This is a genomic window from Rhodopirellula sp. P2, assembly GCF_028768465.1.
Classification (GTDB): domain Bacteria; phylum Planctomycetota; class Planctomycetia; order Pirellulales; family Pirellulaceae; genus Rhodopirellula.
This window is the reverse complement of the sequence record NZ_CP118225.1, coordinates 5,756,181-5,770,906: the sequence shown is the minus strand read 5'-3', so window position 1 is coordinate 5,770,906 and position 14,726 is coordinate 5,756,181. Positions and strand designations below refer to the sequence as shown.

Here is a 14,726-nt window from a genome sequence, read left to right as displayed (position 1 = left end):
TGTGTTCCATGCTAGTGATCATCCATCCTCCCATTCTCACCCGCCTCCCAACCGAGCACCCGATGAGCACCGTGAAGTTAGACGAAGGATTAATTCAGGGCGACAGCGTTTCCAGTATCCTCGATTCTGCCATGGACGCCCATGGTGGTGTACTGCGGTTGACGCCAACCTGGGTCCCGCGTTCATTCTTGCACCCCGGACGACGGATCAAATTGCATCCTTCGGATTACTATCGATTCGGTGCGGATCGCGGCGGGATTGACGAACGTTGGTTCGGCAGCACCACCGACGCGGCCAACGAAGGCCGAGTTTGGCACGAAGGCCAAAGTTTTTGCTTGTTCGAAGGCAAAAAATTCATGCTCAAGGACGCCGTGGCCGAGCGTGGCAACGACATCGTCGGCGAAGCGATCTATTCGAAGTACGACCGTTGGCCGGTGTATTCGAAATTCTTCGACAACATGGGCCCCATCCCGCACCACATGCACCAGTCGTTTGAAGACGCAGAATTGGTCGGGCAAGAAGGCAAACCGGAAAGCTATTACTTCCCGCCACAATTGAACAATGTCGACAACAACTTCTCCTACACGTTCATGGGACTGGAACCCGGCACCCAGCCAGAGGACGTGCGTCGTTGCTTGGAAAACTGGAACGAAGGCGACAACGGCATCTTGGACCTCAGCCGTGCCTACCGTCTGAAACGTGGTACCGGTTGGTTGATTCCACCGGGAGTTCTCCACGCTCCGGGGTCGCTGTGCACGTACGAGCCGCAATGGGGCAGCGACGTGTTCGGCATGTACCAATCGATCGTCGAAGGCCGCTATGTGCCGTGGTCGTTGCTGGTCAAGGACATGCCCGAGGACAAGCACCAGGACCTCGACTTCATCGTCGGTCAGCTGGACTGGGACAAGAACGTCGACACGCATTTCAAGAACAGTAACTACCTCGAACCTGTTCGCGACGAAAAACGCAGCGGTGACGGGTACGAAGATTTGTGGATCGTTTACGGCACCGTCGATGGGGACCAACTGTTCAGCGCCAAAGAGCTGACGATCGCTCCGGGAGCCAAGTGTGTTCTGAAAGACGGTGCGGCGAGCAGTTGGATCACGGTTCAAGGCCGCGGCCGAATCGGAAATCTCGATTTGCAAACTCCTGCGATGATTCGATTTGGCGAGAACACGACCGACGAGGTGTTCATCAGCCACGTGGCTGCGACCAACGGCGTCGAGATCGAAAACCTGGGCAGCGAACCCTTGGTTGGCCTGCGTTACTTCGGCCCCAATGCTCATACCGACATTCCCAAAGCCGGTAGCTGAGCCGAGGCGTTCCGATTGGAATGATTCGAGAACAATCAACGAAACGCGAGCGTCCCGGAGCCGGGGGCGTTCGCGTTTTTCTTTGGGGTGTCGCGACGTCGCGCAAATGGCTGATGGGCGATCGGCAGGTGGGAAATTCCGGTGCGGAATGGAAGGATGCTGCGGTTCGTGCGGGCTAAGTTCAAAAGACGTTTCGAAGACCGGAAGGATGCGACTTGTCGACATCGAGTTGAGACGATATCCTGCCGCCTTGCCCGCGGATGTGGCGGAATTGGCAGACGCGCTAGACTCAGGATCTAGTGCCCGATAAGGGCGTGGAGGTTCGAATCCTCTCATCCGTATTTGAGTGATTTTCAACGAATTAGCCCCCTCTTTGGTTGCTGTTTTTTACAAGCAGAGCCGATCCAGGGGGCTTTTTTTGTGTCGTTTTTGTGTTCTGAGCTTTTGTAACAACCGACGCTGCCTCTCAATTTGATTGCAGTGGCTGGTCCGGTTGTGACGATGCAACGGGTTGTGCGGAGGGGCTTTCTGCACCGGTGAGCGAGAAAATTCGGTCGCCGATTCATTCGAACACAAGGTGGCACCGTGACCGGCAAGCTCATTCGATTCAATCAACGGAAGCGTTCCGCAAAATTGGCGTCCGCGAAACGTGTTGCCCTTGCGTTGGCAATCGCGACGTCCACGGCGATGGGCGTTTCTGCTCAGCGTCCCAATCAGCCGCAGTTGAAGCACCTCAGCGTGCCTGGTGCGGTGGCCGACTCGGTGGCGACTCGCTTGAGTCTGCAATACCTCGACCAGCCCGGCGTGACCATCACACCCGATGACCGTCCCGGCGGCGGTCTGTTGGTGCTGGCTCCGCCTGATTTGCAAAACAAAATTGCCGCTGACGCGGCGACGTTGTCCAACAGCTTGGCTCAAGTCGCTGGGCCTCAGTCCGCGACGCCCCTCACGGTGCACCTGGTCAACATCACTTGGCGAGAAGTCGAAGACGCCCTGCGGATCATCGCTGGCGAAGATGTGCCCGTGACGACCAGCCGCAATGGTGAGCGAGCGTCGTTCACGTTGACCATGGAAAAACGTGGCGGCACCACCACGCGAGTCGAAGTCGATCGACGCGCCAACGCGGTGACGTTGACGACCAGCCCGTTGATGCACAACACGTGGCGCAAGACAATTCAGGCGATCGACCAAGCCCCTCGATTCGCCGGCGAAGAAACTCGTGTGTACATGTTGCAACACGCCAAGATTTCGTCGGTGCAGCGAGCGATTCGTTTGCTGCGAGACTTGGATCCCAAAAGTGGTTCGGGCATCAACGCACGTCCCGCTTCCAGCCGGACCCAGGCCAACTTCCGCACCGCCGCTTTCCAGAACGATGGTGGCACCGCGGCGCCGAACGGAGCCGCGGATGTGGCGGCCGCCGATCCCGACTTGGAAGGCGACGATGCTGCCGGTCCGATCGGCGATCCCGAGATTCAGTTCGTTCCTGAGTCCGGATTGATCATCGTCAAAGGCAACAAACGCGATATCCAACGCGTCATGGATATCGTCAAGGACATCGAAGAAAAGAGCAAGCTGACTCAGCCTGAAATCCAAGTTCGTCAACTTCAGCATGCCGATTCCAACGCGGTATCTGCGTTGCTCACGCAGCTCTATGAAGACGTGTTGTCGGCTCGCCAGGGTGACGTCAGCATCACTGCACTGGATTCGCCCAATGCATTGCTGTTGATCGGTCGCAAAGAAGCAATCGAAGCGGTCAACGACTTGATCGAAAAGATTGATCAACCGATTCCAGATTCGGATCGCTTGCGTGTGTTCCGTTTGCAGCACGCATCGGCAACGGATGCAGAAGCCACCATCCAAGGATTCTTCACCAATCAACCCGGTGGCGATGAAGAAAATCGTCCTGGATTGGGAGTTCGCGTTCGGGTCACGGCCGACTATCGAACGAACTCGTTGATCGTCAGTGCGTCGCCGCGAGACCTCGCCGAAGTGACTCGCTTGGTCGAGGAAATCGACGTCCAAAAAATTGCGTCGACCGCTGAAATCAAAGTCTTCCCGCTCACCAATGCACGAGCCGAGGACATGGTCGAAGTCCTGCAGGATGCGATTTCGGGAGAACCTGAAAACATCGCTGGCGACACGACTGCCGCTGCATCGTCCTTGTCGATCGTTTCGCTGAGCTCACCAGGCAACCCGATTCTCGATTCGGGAATCTTGAACGGTGCCGTGATCACTGCTGACAGCAACGTCAACGCAGTCGTCGTTCGTGCTCCTGCCGGTGGCATGCCATTGATCGGCGAACTGATTCGTCAGCTCGATCAAACGCCCGGCATTGATTCGCTGGTCAAAGTGTTCACGATCGAAAATGGTGACGCGACCCAGTTGACCACGGCACTGCAAAACTTGTTCGGGGACGATGCCTCGACCAATGGGACCAGCGTCGGTGCAGGCAACCTTGGCAGTTTGCCATCGTTGACGGCTTCTGACAGTGCTTTGACACCGTTGGTCTTCTCAACTGACATCCGCACCAACAGCATCATTGCCAGCGGTTCGGCTGAAGACTTGGAGGTGGTCGAGAGCATTCTGTTGCGGCTCGACAGCGAAGGTTTTGCCGAACGCATCACCGAAGTGATTTGGCTCAAGCACCAAATCGCGGAGAACGTCGCGGCAGCCATCACGAACTATGTCTCGCAGCGTCAGCAGTCGCGCAATGTGATCACGCAATTCCAGCAAGGCCTGGGCCCCTTGGACCTGCCCGATCGTGACATCGTCGCGGTTGCCGAAGCACAAACGAACAGCGTGCTGCTCAGCGTCTCGCCACGGATCTATGAAGAGGTTCGTCAGCTGATCGATCGCTTGGATCGACGCCCACCGATGGTGTTGATCAAAACCTTGATCGCCGAAGTGGAACTGGACGACGGCTTTGAAATCGGCGGCGAGTTTGGGCTGCAAGATTCGTTGCTGTTCGATCGCGGCAAGGCCACCGGTGCCATCGCCACGAACAACCCAGGCTCCGATCCAGGGTTCAATTTCGGTGGAACCAGTCTTCCCAATAGCAACTCGTTCGGTCAAGAAAGCCTCGCGTCGCAAGGTCTGACCAGCTTCGGATCCAACGCCAGTCAGCTGACGCAGCTCAGCGGTCTTAACTCAGGCGGCTTTGTCTTCTCCGCGGCCAGCGAGTCCGTCAACCTGTTCTTGCGAACCTTGCGTGTCGCCAATCGACTGCAGATTCTCAGCCGGCCTGAGATCATGACGGCGGACAACACAGAAGGTTATGTCCAAGTCGGTCAAAGCTTCCCACGACCAACCGAGTTGTCCTTCACCGGAGGAACGGGCGGGACGGCGTCTCAACCGATCATCGGGATCGAAGACGAGGAAATCGGAATCATCCTGCGGGTCACTCCGCGAGTTGGTGCGGATGGTCTGATCATGATGGCCATTGATGCCAGTCGCAGTGACATCAATCCGAATGAAGGGCAGATCATCGGTTCGTTCCAAGACGATGTCCCGATCTTCGTGCCAGCGATTGATCGAACACAAGCCCAAGCGACCGTCACTGCGTTTGATGGACAAACGGTTGTCTTCGGCGGATTGATTCAGAAGTTCCGGCAGAACCGGACTCGTCGAGTGCCCTACCTGGCCGACATCCCGTTGTTGGGGACGTTCTTCAAGTACGACTCCGAGATCGAAACCCGTAGCGAACTCTTGGTCGTGATGACGCCAATCCTGGTGACAGGTCACGAAGACCTGGAGTACGTCAAGCAAGTCGAGTCGAGCCGCATGAGTTGGTGCTTGGCCGATGTGGTGGAGATGCACGGTGACGTTGGTCTATCGGGTGGCTATGGATTGTGGGGACCCGCTGTGGGGCCAACGATCTATCCCGACCTGCATCCCACCGTGGATGTGTTCCCCGCAGCCGACATGCCCGGTGGCAATCGAGCGATGAAGGCTGGTGTGATCCCACAGGGAAGCGTCATCCACTCGGTCGACGGAAGCGTGGTCCCCGGCTCAGCCGGGCAATTGCCACCCGATGTGACTTTGAACCCAGGTGAATCGATCATTCGCAATGACTGGATCGAAGCTCCTCAGGGATCTGTCCCCACGCCTCAGCAAGGTGTGCCGGTCGATCAGTTGCCTCCGCCCGTGATGTCCGCACCTGGCGACTTTTTGCCAGCACCTGCTTCAGGTGGCGTACCCGCAACGGGAGCAGGTTTCACTGGAGCGACGCCGACCAAGCAAGCTAGCAACAGTTCGGCATCGCAAGTGCCGGTCAAGCAGGTTTCCGCTCGAATGCCTTCGCAGCCGTCTGCGAACCAGCCCACGAGCACGCCACCCGCTGCCACCAAGCCTGTGAGCGAAGAAGTTCCCGCCAAGAAACGTTGGTTCAACTTCAATCGATCGAAGTAGTGAGTCCATTGCCATGTCACGCCGGCGTGAATCGCGTCCTGCACTCACGCTGACGTGACATGGCACGAAGAAGTGCATCCGTTTGGGAACGTCCCAGCCGGTAGTCGAAGACGACGTTGTTGCCATTTCAACCAGAACAATCCCGCAATTGTTTCGGTGGTCGTCGCCAACGTTGATGGAATTTGTGTCGTCGTGAATCTTCGTCCCAAGGTGCCAATCGCACGGGCGAGCATTTGCGGTCAACCCTCAAAGCAGAGACCCAGACATGTCATTGAAATCTCGCGCCCGAATTGCATCCCGAGCGACACTTGGGGCTTGCTTGGTCAGTTTGACGCTCAGCACCGGTTGTGCGTCGATGACCCAGTCCGACACGGCGGCTCCAAAGAAAACACTGTTGGAGCGGATGCCTTGGGCCAAAAAAGATCAGGCGCCCGAACCGTATCCCAACCCTGCGAAGCTCGCAGCCGTGTGGTCGACGGAGTCACTCACTCAGGTCGGCCGTGTGCCCACGCGGGGCTTTGGCGGACGCATCTTCTTCTACGATGAAAAGTCGAAGCCCGTGCCGGTGGAAGGCACGTTGGTGATCCATGGCTTTGATGAAAAAGCAAAGGATCCGAAAGCGGCTGTGAAGCGGTTTGAGTTCACTCCCGAGCAATTGACCAGTCACTTCAGCCAGTCGGACGTGGGGGCATCGTACAGCGTTTGGGTGCCCTGGGATGCGATCGGTGGCGAACAGTGCCACATCTCGTTGGTCGCGTCGTTCAAGACGCAAGCAGGCAAGACGATTCAGGGGCAGCCAACCAATGTGTTGTTGCCGGGGTCGAAGAGCGACAGCGACATGGCGCTTGCCAATCGTTATTCGCCTGATTACAGGGCGTGGCAGCACGCCTCGTCGGGCAAGACCTCGCCGAGCAGTGGTTTGACAACGACCACGATTTCTCGCCCTTCCGTTCGGGATCGGTCGAGCGAGTTGCCACCGTCGGTGGGAACTTGGAACATCGCTCGTGGGAATTCTTCCAATTCGATTGACATCGCGATGGTGAACCAAGGTGATGCACCGGCGGGCGGTCAAGGTGAACCCGCCGACACGTTTGCCTCACCGGAGAAGTCAAGTTCGCCACAAGTCCTGCCGGCATCCACGCGATTGAAGTGAGTGGGACCCGGGTGTGTTGTGTGTAGGCCAGGTCTTACCTGGCTTACGTCACTTTTTTCATCCCTACCGGGATGAAAACCTGCGCAAACGCATGGCCGCCACAAGCCCAAACATTTCGCAGCCCATGGTTGCCAGAGTCGAACCGGACGCTATCGCGTTCCGGCTGACGAAATCAAGGGACTGCTATTTGTGGCATTGAAATCATTGCCACCTGTATTTCGGGGCAGGTCATCGGCGACACGGCAAATAAAAAAAGAGCCCGGTGAAAACCGGGCTCTTGGCGTTTGTCATCGAGGTGTCGGCTCAATCGACCGACAGGCGGATCAGCCCAATTCCCAACCGGAGCGGTATTCGCGTTGGACGAACTGGTTGACGGCTTCCACGTTGGGGCTGGTCAAGTCCTTGGCGTTCCATTCGATGCGTTGGCCTTCGCCGGCACGCATGGCCAAGTTGCCGACCAAGATCGTTTCGGTCAGGCGGCCAGCGTAACCGAAGTTCGACATGGTGCCGGGCTCGTACTCGCCTTTGATGGTGCTGACGAATTCCCATTTGTGACGCTCGTCGCCACTGGCTTTGAAGGGGATGCGAGGCAACCAAGGTTCGGGCTTCTTGAAGTCGACGTACTTGTCTTCGGGAAGCAGGTAGTACTTGGCTCCGTAATCGTCGGGTGAGAACACGATGCCTTTGCTGCCGACGATGACCGCACCGGATCGTTTCTTTCCGCCGTCGCGTTGTGCTTGGACTTGTTTCTGGAACCAAGCGGGCAATTGCGAGATGATGCTTTCTGGTGGCAGGTTGCCGCCGTCGTACCAGTAGAACTTGCAAGGTGGCAACGTTTTTCCGTCGCCGCCTTCGCGTTCTGGGAATTCGAACATCAGCGAGCTGCTGCCGGGGTACTGTTCGCCTTCGACGATGCCAGGGTTCTTCACAGCGGTGACCGCGACGGGGTCCCACAGTTGAAGGGCTTTGACGGGCATGTTGGTGGTGTGACAGGCCATGTCCCCGAGAGCACCGGTGCCGAAGTCGACCCAACCACGCCAGTTGAACGAGTGGTAAGCGCCTTTGACGAACGGACGCATTGGGGCCGGGCCGATCCAGGCGTCCCAGTTCAACGAATCTGGCACAGGATCTTCACCGGCTGGACGTCCGCCGCCTTGTGGCCAGACGGGACGGTTGCTGAAGATGTGAATCTCGGTGACGTCGCCGATGGCGCCGCTTTGGATGACTTCCACCGCTTCACGAAGTCCGTCTTCGCTGGTGCCTTGGTTGCCCATTTGGGTGATGACGCCGGCCTTCTCCGCAGTTTCTCGCATCAGGCGAGCTTCGCGAATCGACCAGGTCATGGGTTTTTGGCAGTAGACGTGTTTGCCCATGTTCATGGCTTTGACACATGCCGCCGCGTGCGTGTGGTCAGGCGTGCTGCAGGTCACGATGTCGACCTTGTCGCCCATCTTGTCCAGCATCTCGCGGAAGTCGTCGAACTGTTCCGCGTCTTTGAATTCGCGTCCCTTCTTGGCCAGGGTGTCGCGATCGACGTCGCACAGGGCGGCGATCTTCACACCTTGGTTGGCGATGTGGCTGGTATCACTCCCACCCTTGCCGCCGACGCCGATGCAGGCGGCTGACAACGAGTTCAATGCGGAGGACGACTCATCTTGTGCCACGCTGGTGCCAGCGAAGTAGCCGACTCCTGCGGTCAATGCGGCCGATTGGCCAATGAAACGACGGCGGTTGGTTTTCGAGGTCATGGACTAACAGTTCCGAAGGTAGGAAGGGTGGGCGGGCGGAAGTGTGAATCGCCACCACATCAGGCTGCAGCGAGATTCTGTAACAAGATATCGTAGGTAAACGCAGAGTGGAGCGATGATCCTGCGATCGGATTGTACTTCACCTGAGTACCTAGATTAACAACTCAATAGAGGCGGTTCAATCTTTCCGCAAGAACGATTGTGCCTCAGCAGGCCTGGAGATTTTCATAACAGGACAGGAGTCGGCATCCATTTGGCGCATGGGGAAACAGAATGACCATGCAGAAAAAGAGCCGCTCCTGTGAGGGAGCGGCCTGAGGCGTTTGTTTTCGAGGTGGTTCGGCCGTCGGAGCCGGGGATCACCGGAGCGTGACCGCCGCCGCAGATCGTCGCTGCTGAGGCGGTTTCTCAATCAGGAAGTTTCGATCAGCTGCCAATTGCCGGCGTCGGTCTCGACCTTCCAGATTTCCGGGAGTGCCTCGTCTTTCAGTTGGCTGGCGACCAACGATGCCAAGGGATCGGGAATCACAAACGCGACGACTTGGTTGCGGTTGCGTTTCAGGATTCGCCGGACAGCTTTGCCGACCCGGTGTGCGGCTTCGTGCATCGACTCACCGCCGGGAGGGCAAGTCGACTCCGGTGTGTCGCACAGTTCCCGGTACAGGCGAGGTTGGTTGCGACGGATTTCCTCGATCAGCTTGCCGTGCCACAAACCGTGGTCCACGTTGCGAAACTCTTCGATCACCTTGGGACGCAGATCGCGGCCTTCGGAGAGGCAAGTCGCGGTTTCCACGGCAGATTGGCAGGGAGCACAGTAGATCGCGTTCAAACGAATGCCCGCCAATTCACTGGCGAGAGCTTCCGCCTGCAACCGGCCGCGTTCGCACAAAGGCACGTCCAGGTTGCCCTTCATGCGACCTTGTTCATCAAAGGTGGTCGCACCGGGGCGAATCAAAACCAGCTTGGAAGCGGCTTTGGGCCAAAGTGAAATCATGACTGGTCTCCTGATTGGGGAGGCGAACCATGCATGGCTTGGGTCAGTTCGTTGATCGCGGTTTCGTAGTCGTGTTGGCCGAAGATCGCCGAACCAACGACGAACAAATCACAACCGGCCGCACGAGCGTCGCCGATGGTCTCGGCTTTGATGCCGCCGTCGATTTCCAGCAGCAAGTCCGGTTTGCGTTCTTTCAGGCTGCGCAAACGATCCAGCGACACGGGATTGAATTTTTGGCCGCCAAACCCAGCGTTGACGCTCATCACCAACACCATGTCGACGGAATCAAGGCAGGCATCCAACTGGGTGAAGTCGGTGTCGGGGTTGATGGCAACGCCCACGCCCACACCCAGGTCGTGAATCTTTCCAGCCACCTCGACGCTGTCGTTCACCGCTTCGACATGGAAAGTCAGCATGTCCGCGCCGGCATCCACCATCGGCTTGGCGTACGCCAAAGGATCGCTGATCATCAGATGGACATCCAGAGGCATGTCCGTGTGACGACGCAGGCCTTCGACAATGGGCATGCCGTAGGACAGATTGGGCACAAAGTGGCCATCCATGACATCCAAGTGCAACACACGCGTTCCCGCGGCGGTCAGCTTTTCAACCTCAGTGCGTAAATCACCAAAGTCGCATTGCAAAAGGCTCGGCAAAATTGCCGGCCCAGCAGCACGGATGGAATCGAGCTTCGCTCGGCTCATACAGTTGTCTCATCGGGGAATGGATTCACCACGCCTGGTCACGCCAGGTGGCCAATGGAAACGTCCGAAAACGCTCAATCGAGTTCCCGCCGCCAGCACGGGAAAACCGGGCCGCCTGCGATTCGCGATTGCATCCCGCTGATTTGTCAGCGGAATGCCCACATTGCGTTGGTGTGATGCGATCGACGTGCCAATCTTCGCGGCCGAGATCCGATCCGATCGGAAGGCTGAATGCGAAATGACGACACACGATTGCATCGATGGGGCAACAGATTGAACAAGTGCCGGTGCCGCTGTCAATCGGCAGCGGAAACTCAGGGGGAGTCCTCCAAGCCACAATGGCGGACGTAACTCTCAAATTCAAAACAACCGGCATTTGCTAGCAATTGCAATGGCGGAGAATCTTCCATAGAAAATTGATTTGGGAGGTGTGCAATTTGCCTGGCGGCTGCCTGTCCGGCAAGTTTCGCCAGCCAGCCAACACGGATTCCGGCAGCACGCCGACGATGCTTGAGGTCGTGCCGTTTTACTTCACCCTCCCTTTGGGAGGGGGCGGACCCTGGCGTGGCTCTCGGACGACCCCCACCGCGCAAAAAAAAACGGTCGCCGCAAGTTCCGGAGAACTCGCGACGACCGTTGTGTTGTTGAGAAAAAGATCTTTCGCTTGAAGAAAGTGAATCTCAGAGCACCTGAATCGAAAGCGGAAGGACGCTTTCGATTCTCAGTGTGAGATTCGATTCGCGATCAGCGACCCGGATCGAATCCGGTTTGGGCGATCTCTTCTTCTTCCTGGATGATGATCCGAGGTGTGACCATCATCATCAAGCTGCTCGACTGACGACCGACCGCGGTGTTGCGGAACAATCGGCTGACGTAAGGGATCTTGCTGAGGAACGGCACGCCACGTTCGTTGCGGCCTTCGCTCATCCGTTTGATCCCACCCAGAAGAATCGTGCCACCATCGGGAACACTCACGGTCGTGTTCACAGTGGTGAAGGCGAACGTTGGTTGTTGGACCGTCGTGCCTTGCGTGACGCTTTCTTCTTCCTGCTCGTCTTCTTCATTGATCACGCCGTCACCGTTCGTGTCGACGTTGCGACTGCTGGTGTTGCGTGTTGTCGAGTTGCCTTGGAACGTGAATTCGTTGACTTCACCAATTTGGCTGAAGGTTGGAATCAGTGTCAGCCGAACGAAGCGTTTGTCTTCACTGACAACACCTTGCACGTTCAGTCGTGTGCCTTCGTCGAGGACGACGATGACTGGCTGTTGTGCGACGGCGAAGTCACCGACAACGGGAACGATACTGGTCACGAAAGGACGTGATGTCTGGTCTTGGATCGAAGCGATCTGACCATCGAACAAGGTCACCTTCGGGGCCTGCATCACGTTGGTACGACTGTCACCCTGAGCGGCTTGCAAGAAGAAGTAAGCTTCGATGTCGCTCAAGATTGCGAACCCGAGGGTCGAGATCGCACCGGGGTCAGCACCAAACGGTGGTGTGACACCGCTGCTGTTGTTGTCGAACCGGATGTCGAGGTCGGCCGTTGGCGTTCCGTCGTTGTCCAAACCGATTGTGATTTCTGGTCCGCTGTCATCGCCTGGCAGTCCAGGAGCGTTGTCATCGAACTGCAAGTCAAAGTCGATTCCGATTTGTTCAAAGAACGTGTCGGACAACGTGATGAAGCGAACTTCGATCGTGATCTGCAAGTTCTGCAGGCGACGAAGTGACTCCAACAAGTCAACAATCTGATCGTGCACATCGCTCGTCGTGCTGACAACCAGCGACAAGTTTTGTGGGTAGGGAGCCATCGTGCCGACGCCACCGAGGGCTTCCCACGATTCCGGCTCAATCGTCGTTTGAATCAACTGCATCAGTTGGCTGAAGTCAGCCATGGACTGACCACCCAAGCCGCCGAAGCTGCTGGGCGAACCCAAACCGCCGGCCGAGCCGTAGCTGCTGCCGGTGTTGTACTGACCCAACATGTTCGGGCTCATCGAGGCAGCGGAGTTGTTGCCGGCAAAGCCGCCCAATCCCGATGCGGAGACGGGCACGACTTGAACGTCGGTCTGTGGGTTGATCATTTGGTAGGCGTTTCGCAACGCACCACGCAAACCATCGTCGTAACCCGTGACGAAGTTCGGGATCGGTGTGACCAAGTCAGCGACGCGGTAGGTGCGTCGTTCAACCATCGTGCGGCGAGCGTCCTTGCTGGTCACGTTCAAGACTTCGTTGTCGATCACGTGAGTCAGGTCGAGGTCACCCAGGATGATGTTCAGGGCACTGTCCAGCGAAATTCGCGTGGAAATGTTCTGCGAAACCGGGGTCTCGCGGTTCATTCGAATCGCAGCCAAAGCGCGGTTGTCGATCACGATCGGCACGCCGGTCATGTTCGACAAGTCATCCAGGACTTCGCCCAGTGGACGATCGCGATACTTGACTTCGACTTCCGTGGCCAGTTTGCGTTTGATCTCTTGTTCGCGAGGTGACAAGCTGGTTTCAGCGTTGCTCTGCAAACGACGACGAGAGAGTTCTTCCCAGGAACGAATTTCGGGGAAGGCAAACGGACGATCGGGATCGCCAGGGACAGCTGCTTGACCGATGGCCAGCATTTCGCGAACAAAACCGTCTTCGGCACCCGCTTTGATTTCCTCATCCATTTGGATGCGAACGCCCATGCGGCTGCTGTGGAACATGCTTTGAGCGATTGGCGAACCAGGTTTCAGCTCACCGACTTGTTTGGCGATCACTTCCGCTTCGTTGAAGCGGCGATCGTCCATCAAGTCATTGAAGGTCTCGACCAGCGATGAAATTTCATCGTCGATGCGAGCTTCTTTGGCGGCGTCGGTGGCCATTTCGGAGCGAACGGCTTCGTTGGCCAAGTCCAATTGGATCTCAGCGCGATGCTGTTCGACGTAAGTCTTTTGATCCGACAACGCGCGGTCGACCATCGCGGCCAGCGATGCCTTGGAGGCTTCATCGATGCTGGCTCCTTCGACACGACGACGAAGGCGTTCCAGGTCGTCGACGGCATCCATCGGAGCGTCTGTGCGTTTCTCGTTGGCCTTTGACAATTCCGTCGTGATCTCGCGATACAAGCGACGGGTTTGCTGTTGGGCTTCGATTTCCGCCTTGTCCATCGACGACAGGGGCTGACCCGCGGTTGGCGAAGGCAAGCGAGATGGTTGCAACAAGGTCAACTTGTCTTGCAGAGCACGACGGGTTTGCGTGTCGAGCTCGGACTCAAAGTTCCAGGCCTTCACAAACGCTTGACGTGCTTCGGTTTTCTTTCCTTGGGACAACAGGTCCATTCCTTCACGGAACAGACGATCGCCTTGGGAGTTGCCCAGTGGGGCAGCCGCTTGGACCTGAGCGATGCCACCGGGTGCCGAGCTGGCACCGCCGGCTTGTTGCACCATGAACGGTGCACCGGCAGCGGCTTGGCCGCTGGTTTGCATGATCGGGTTGGCGGCTTGCTTGGCCAATGCGTTCAAGTCCAAACCGGTCCGACGAGCGGCGGCTTGGGTGTCAAGAAGCAATTGCCACGGGCGAGCGTCGCCCGGTTGGAATTCATGCTCTTTCAATCCAAAGGATTGGGCCTGGTTGGCCATCAAGTAAGCGTTTTTGACATCGCCTTTGTCCAACGCAGCACGTCCGGCGGCGACCAGTCGCAACGTTTCCGTGCGACGGATGGCCAACGGCAACGAGGCAGGCGATTCTTTCGAAGTCGCATCTGCTTTCGCGGACGTGTCGGTGGGTGGCAATGAGAATTGCGCCGAAGCGTTCGGGGCCGCGACCACGGTCGACAGCAGCGAGGCGATGGACAGCGAAACGAGAGGTCGGGTGACCTTGCGTCGCCATCGAGATTCCGGCGTTGTCATCAACGACTCCTTGGCAGAGGCCCCTTCAGCAGAGGCGCGTGTCGGCGAGGCCATCGAGTGACCCAATTCATCCTTGGCCTGTCCCTCGGGACGTGACCGGTTCCGCCTGGGCGGATGATACGAGCGGTTCAACGCGACTCTCCTTCTTCGCGTGAGACATGAAATCCATAAAGTGCTGGAAAGCTCTCGCCCAGACTCACCATCGGTGGACTGGTTGTCGGCCGTGAACACCGGGGTGTTCCGCGTTTCGAACTGGTCTCCTCAGCAGAATTCCATCTTCATGATGGAAATCCCCCAATGAGTCAGCACGAAAACCTTCCTAGCGAGGTTGGCAATACGAATTGCAGACAACCAGTGTCAACACGGCTTTGAGGGACTAAATCGAATTTTTGTCAAGCGGAAAACTCGATTCACGCATGAAACTGTTTGCCGGACCGGTTCCGAGCCGGAGGCAAACGACGAAGACCCATCAAAAGGTCGGGGGGATCGCCTGTTGGTGACCTGGCAGACACGATGGGGGGGCTCTTC

7 protein-coding genes and 1 tRNA gene are annotated in these 14,726 nt (G+C 57.4%); 4 read left to right on the top strand and 4 right to left on the bottom strand.

Annotated features, from left to right (window positions below):
• Positions 1–62 precede the first annotated feature (62 nt).
• The 4 genes from PSR62_RS20255 (at position 63) to PSR62_RS20240 (ending at position 6,873) form a co-directional block, all read left to right on the top strand.
• A complete protein-coding gene (locus PSR62_RS20255; RefSeq protein ID WP_338020236.1) occupies positions 63–1,313 on the top strand; it encodes a hypothetical protein in 1,251 nt (416 codons plus the stop codon).
• A 256-nt stretch (positions 1,314–1,569) separates the two neighbouring features.
• Positions 1,570–1,654 (top strand) — tRNA-Leu (locus PSR62_RS20250).
• 244 nt (positions 1,655–1,898) lie between these two features.
• Entirely contained in the window at positions 1,899–5,720 is a 3,822-nt protein-coding gene (locus tag PSR62_RS20245) for a secretin N-terminal domain-containing protein (protein ID WP_274404807.1), read from the top strand.
• 265 nt (positions 5,721–5,985) lie between these two features.
• Positions 5,986–6,873: a hypothetical protein gene (locus tag PSR62_RS20240; protein WP_274404806.1), complete on the top strand. Its 888-nt coding sequence runs from the start codon at positions 5,986–5,988 to the stop codon at positions 6,871–6,873.
• 323 nt (positions 6,874–7,196) lie between these two features.
• Here PSR62_RS20240 and PSR62_RS20235 read toward each other — a convergent pair whose 3' ends face one another.
• From PSR62_RS20235 to PSR62_RS20220, 4 genes are all read right to left on the bottom strand, one after another.
• Positions 7,197–8,621, bottom strand: coding sequence for a Gfo/Idh/MocA family protein (locus tag PSR62_RS20235; protein ID WP_274404805.1), 1,425 nt, complete (start codon positions 8,619–8,621; stop codon positions 7,197–7,199).
• Positions 8,622–9,033: 412 nt separating this feature from the next.
• Positions 9,034–9,615 carry a histidine phosphatase family protein gene (locus PSR62_RS20230; protein ID WP_274404804.1) on the bottom strand — a complete coding sequence of 194 codons (582 nt, stop codon included), beginning with the start codon at positions 9,613–9,615 and terminating at the stop codon, positions 9,034–9,036.
• Positions 9,612–10,319 (bottom strand): ribulose-phosphate 3-epimerase, encoded by a 708-nt coding sequence (gene rpe, locus PSR62_RS20225; RefSeq protein WP_274404803.1) that lies wholly within the window; start codon positions 10,317–10,319, stop codon positions 9,612–9,614. Before rpe ends, PSR62_RS20230 begins: the two co-directional genes overlap by 4 nt.
• A 744-nt stretch (positions 10,320–11,063) precedes the next feature.
• Positions 11,064–14,252, bottom strand: a complete 3,189-nt coding sequence (locus PSR62_RS20220) for a type II secretion system protein GspD (protein WP_443217451.1) — start codon at positions 14,250–14,252, stop codon at positions 11,064–11,066.
• Between the last annotated feature and the right edge of the window lie 474 nt (positions 14,253–14,726).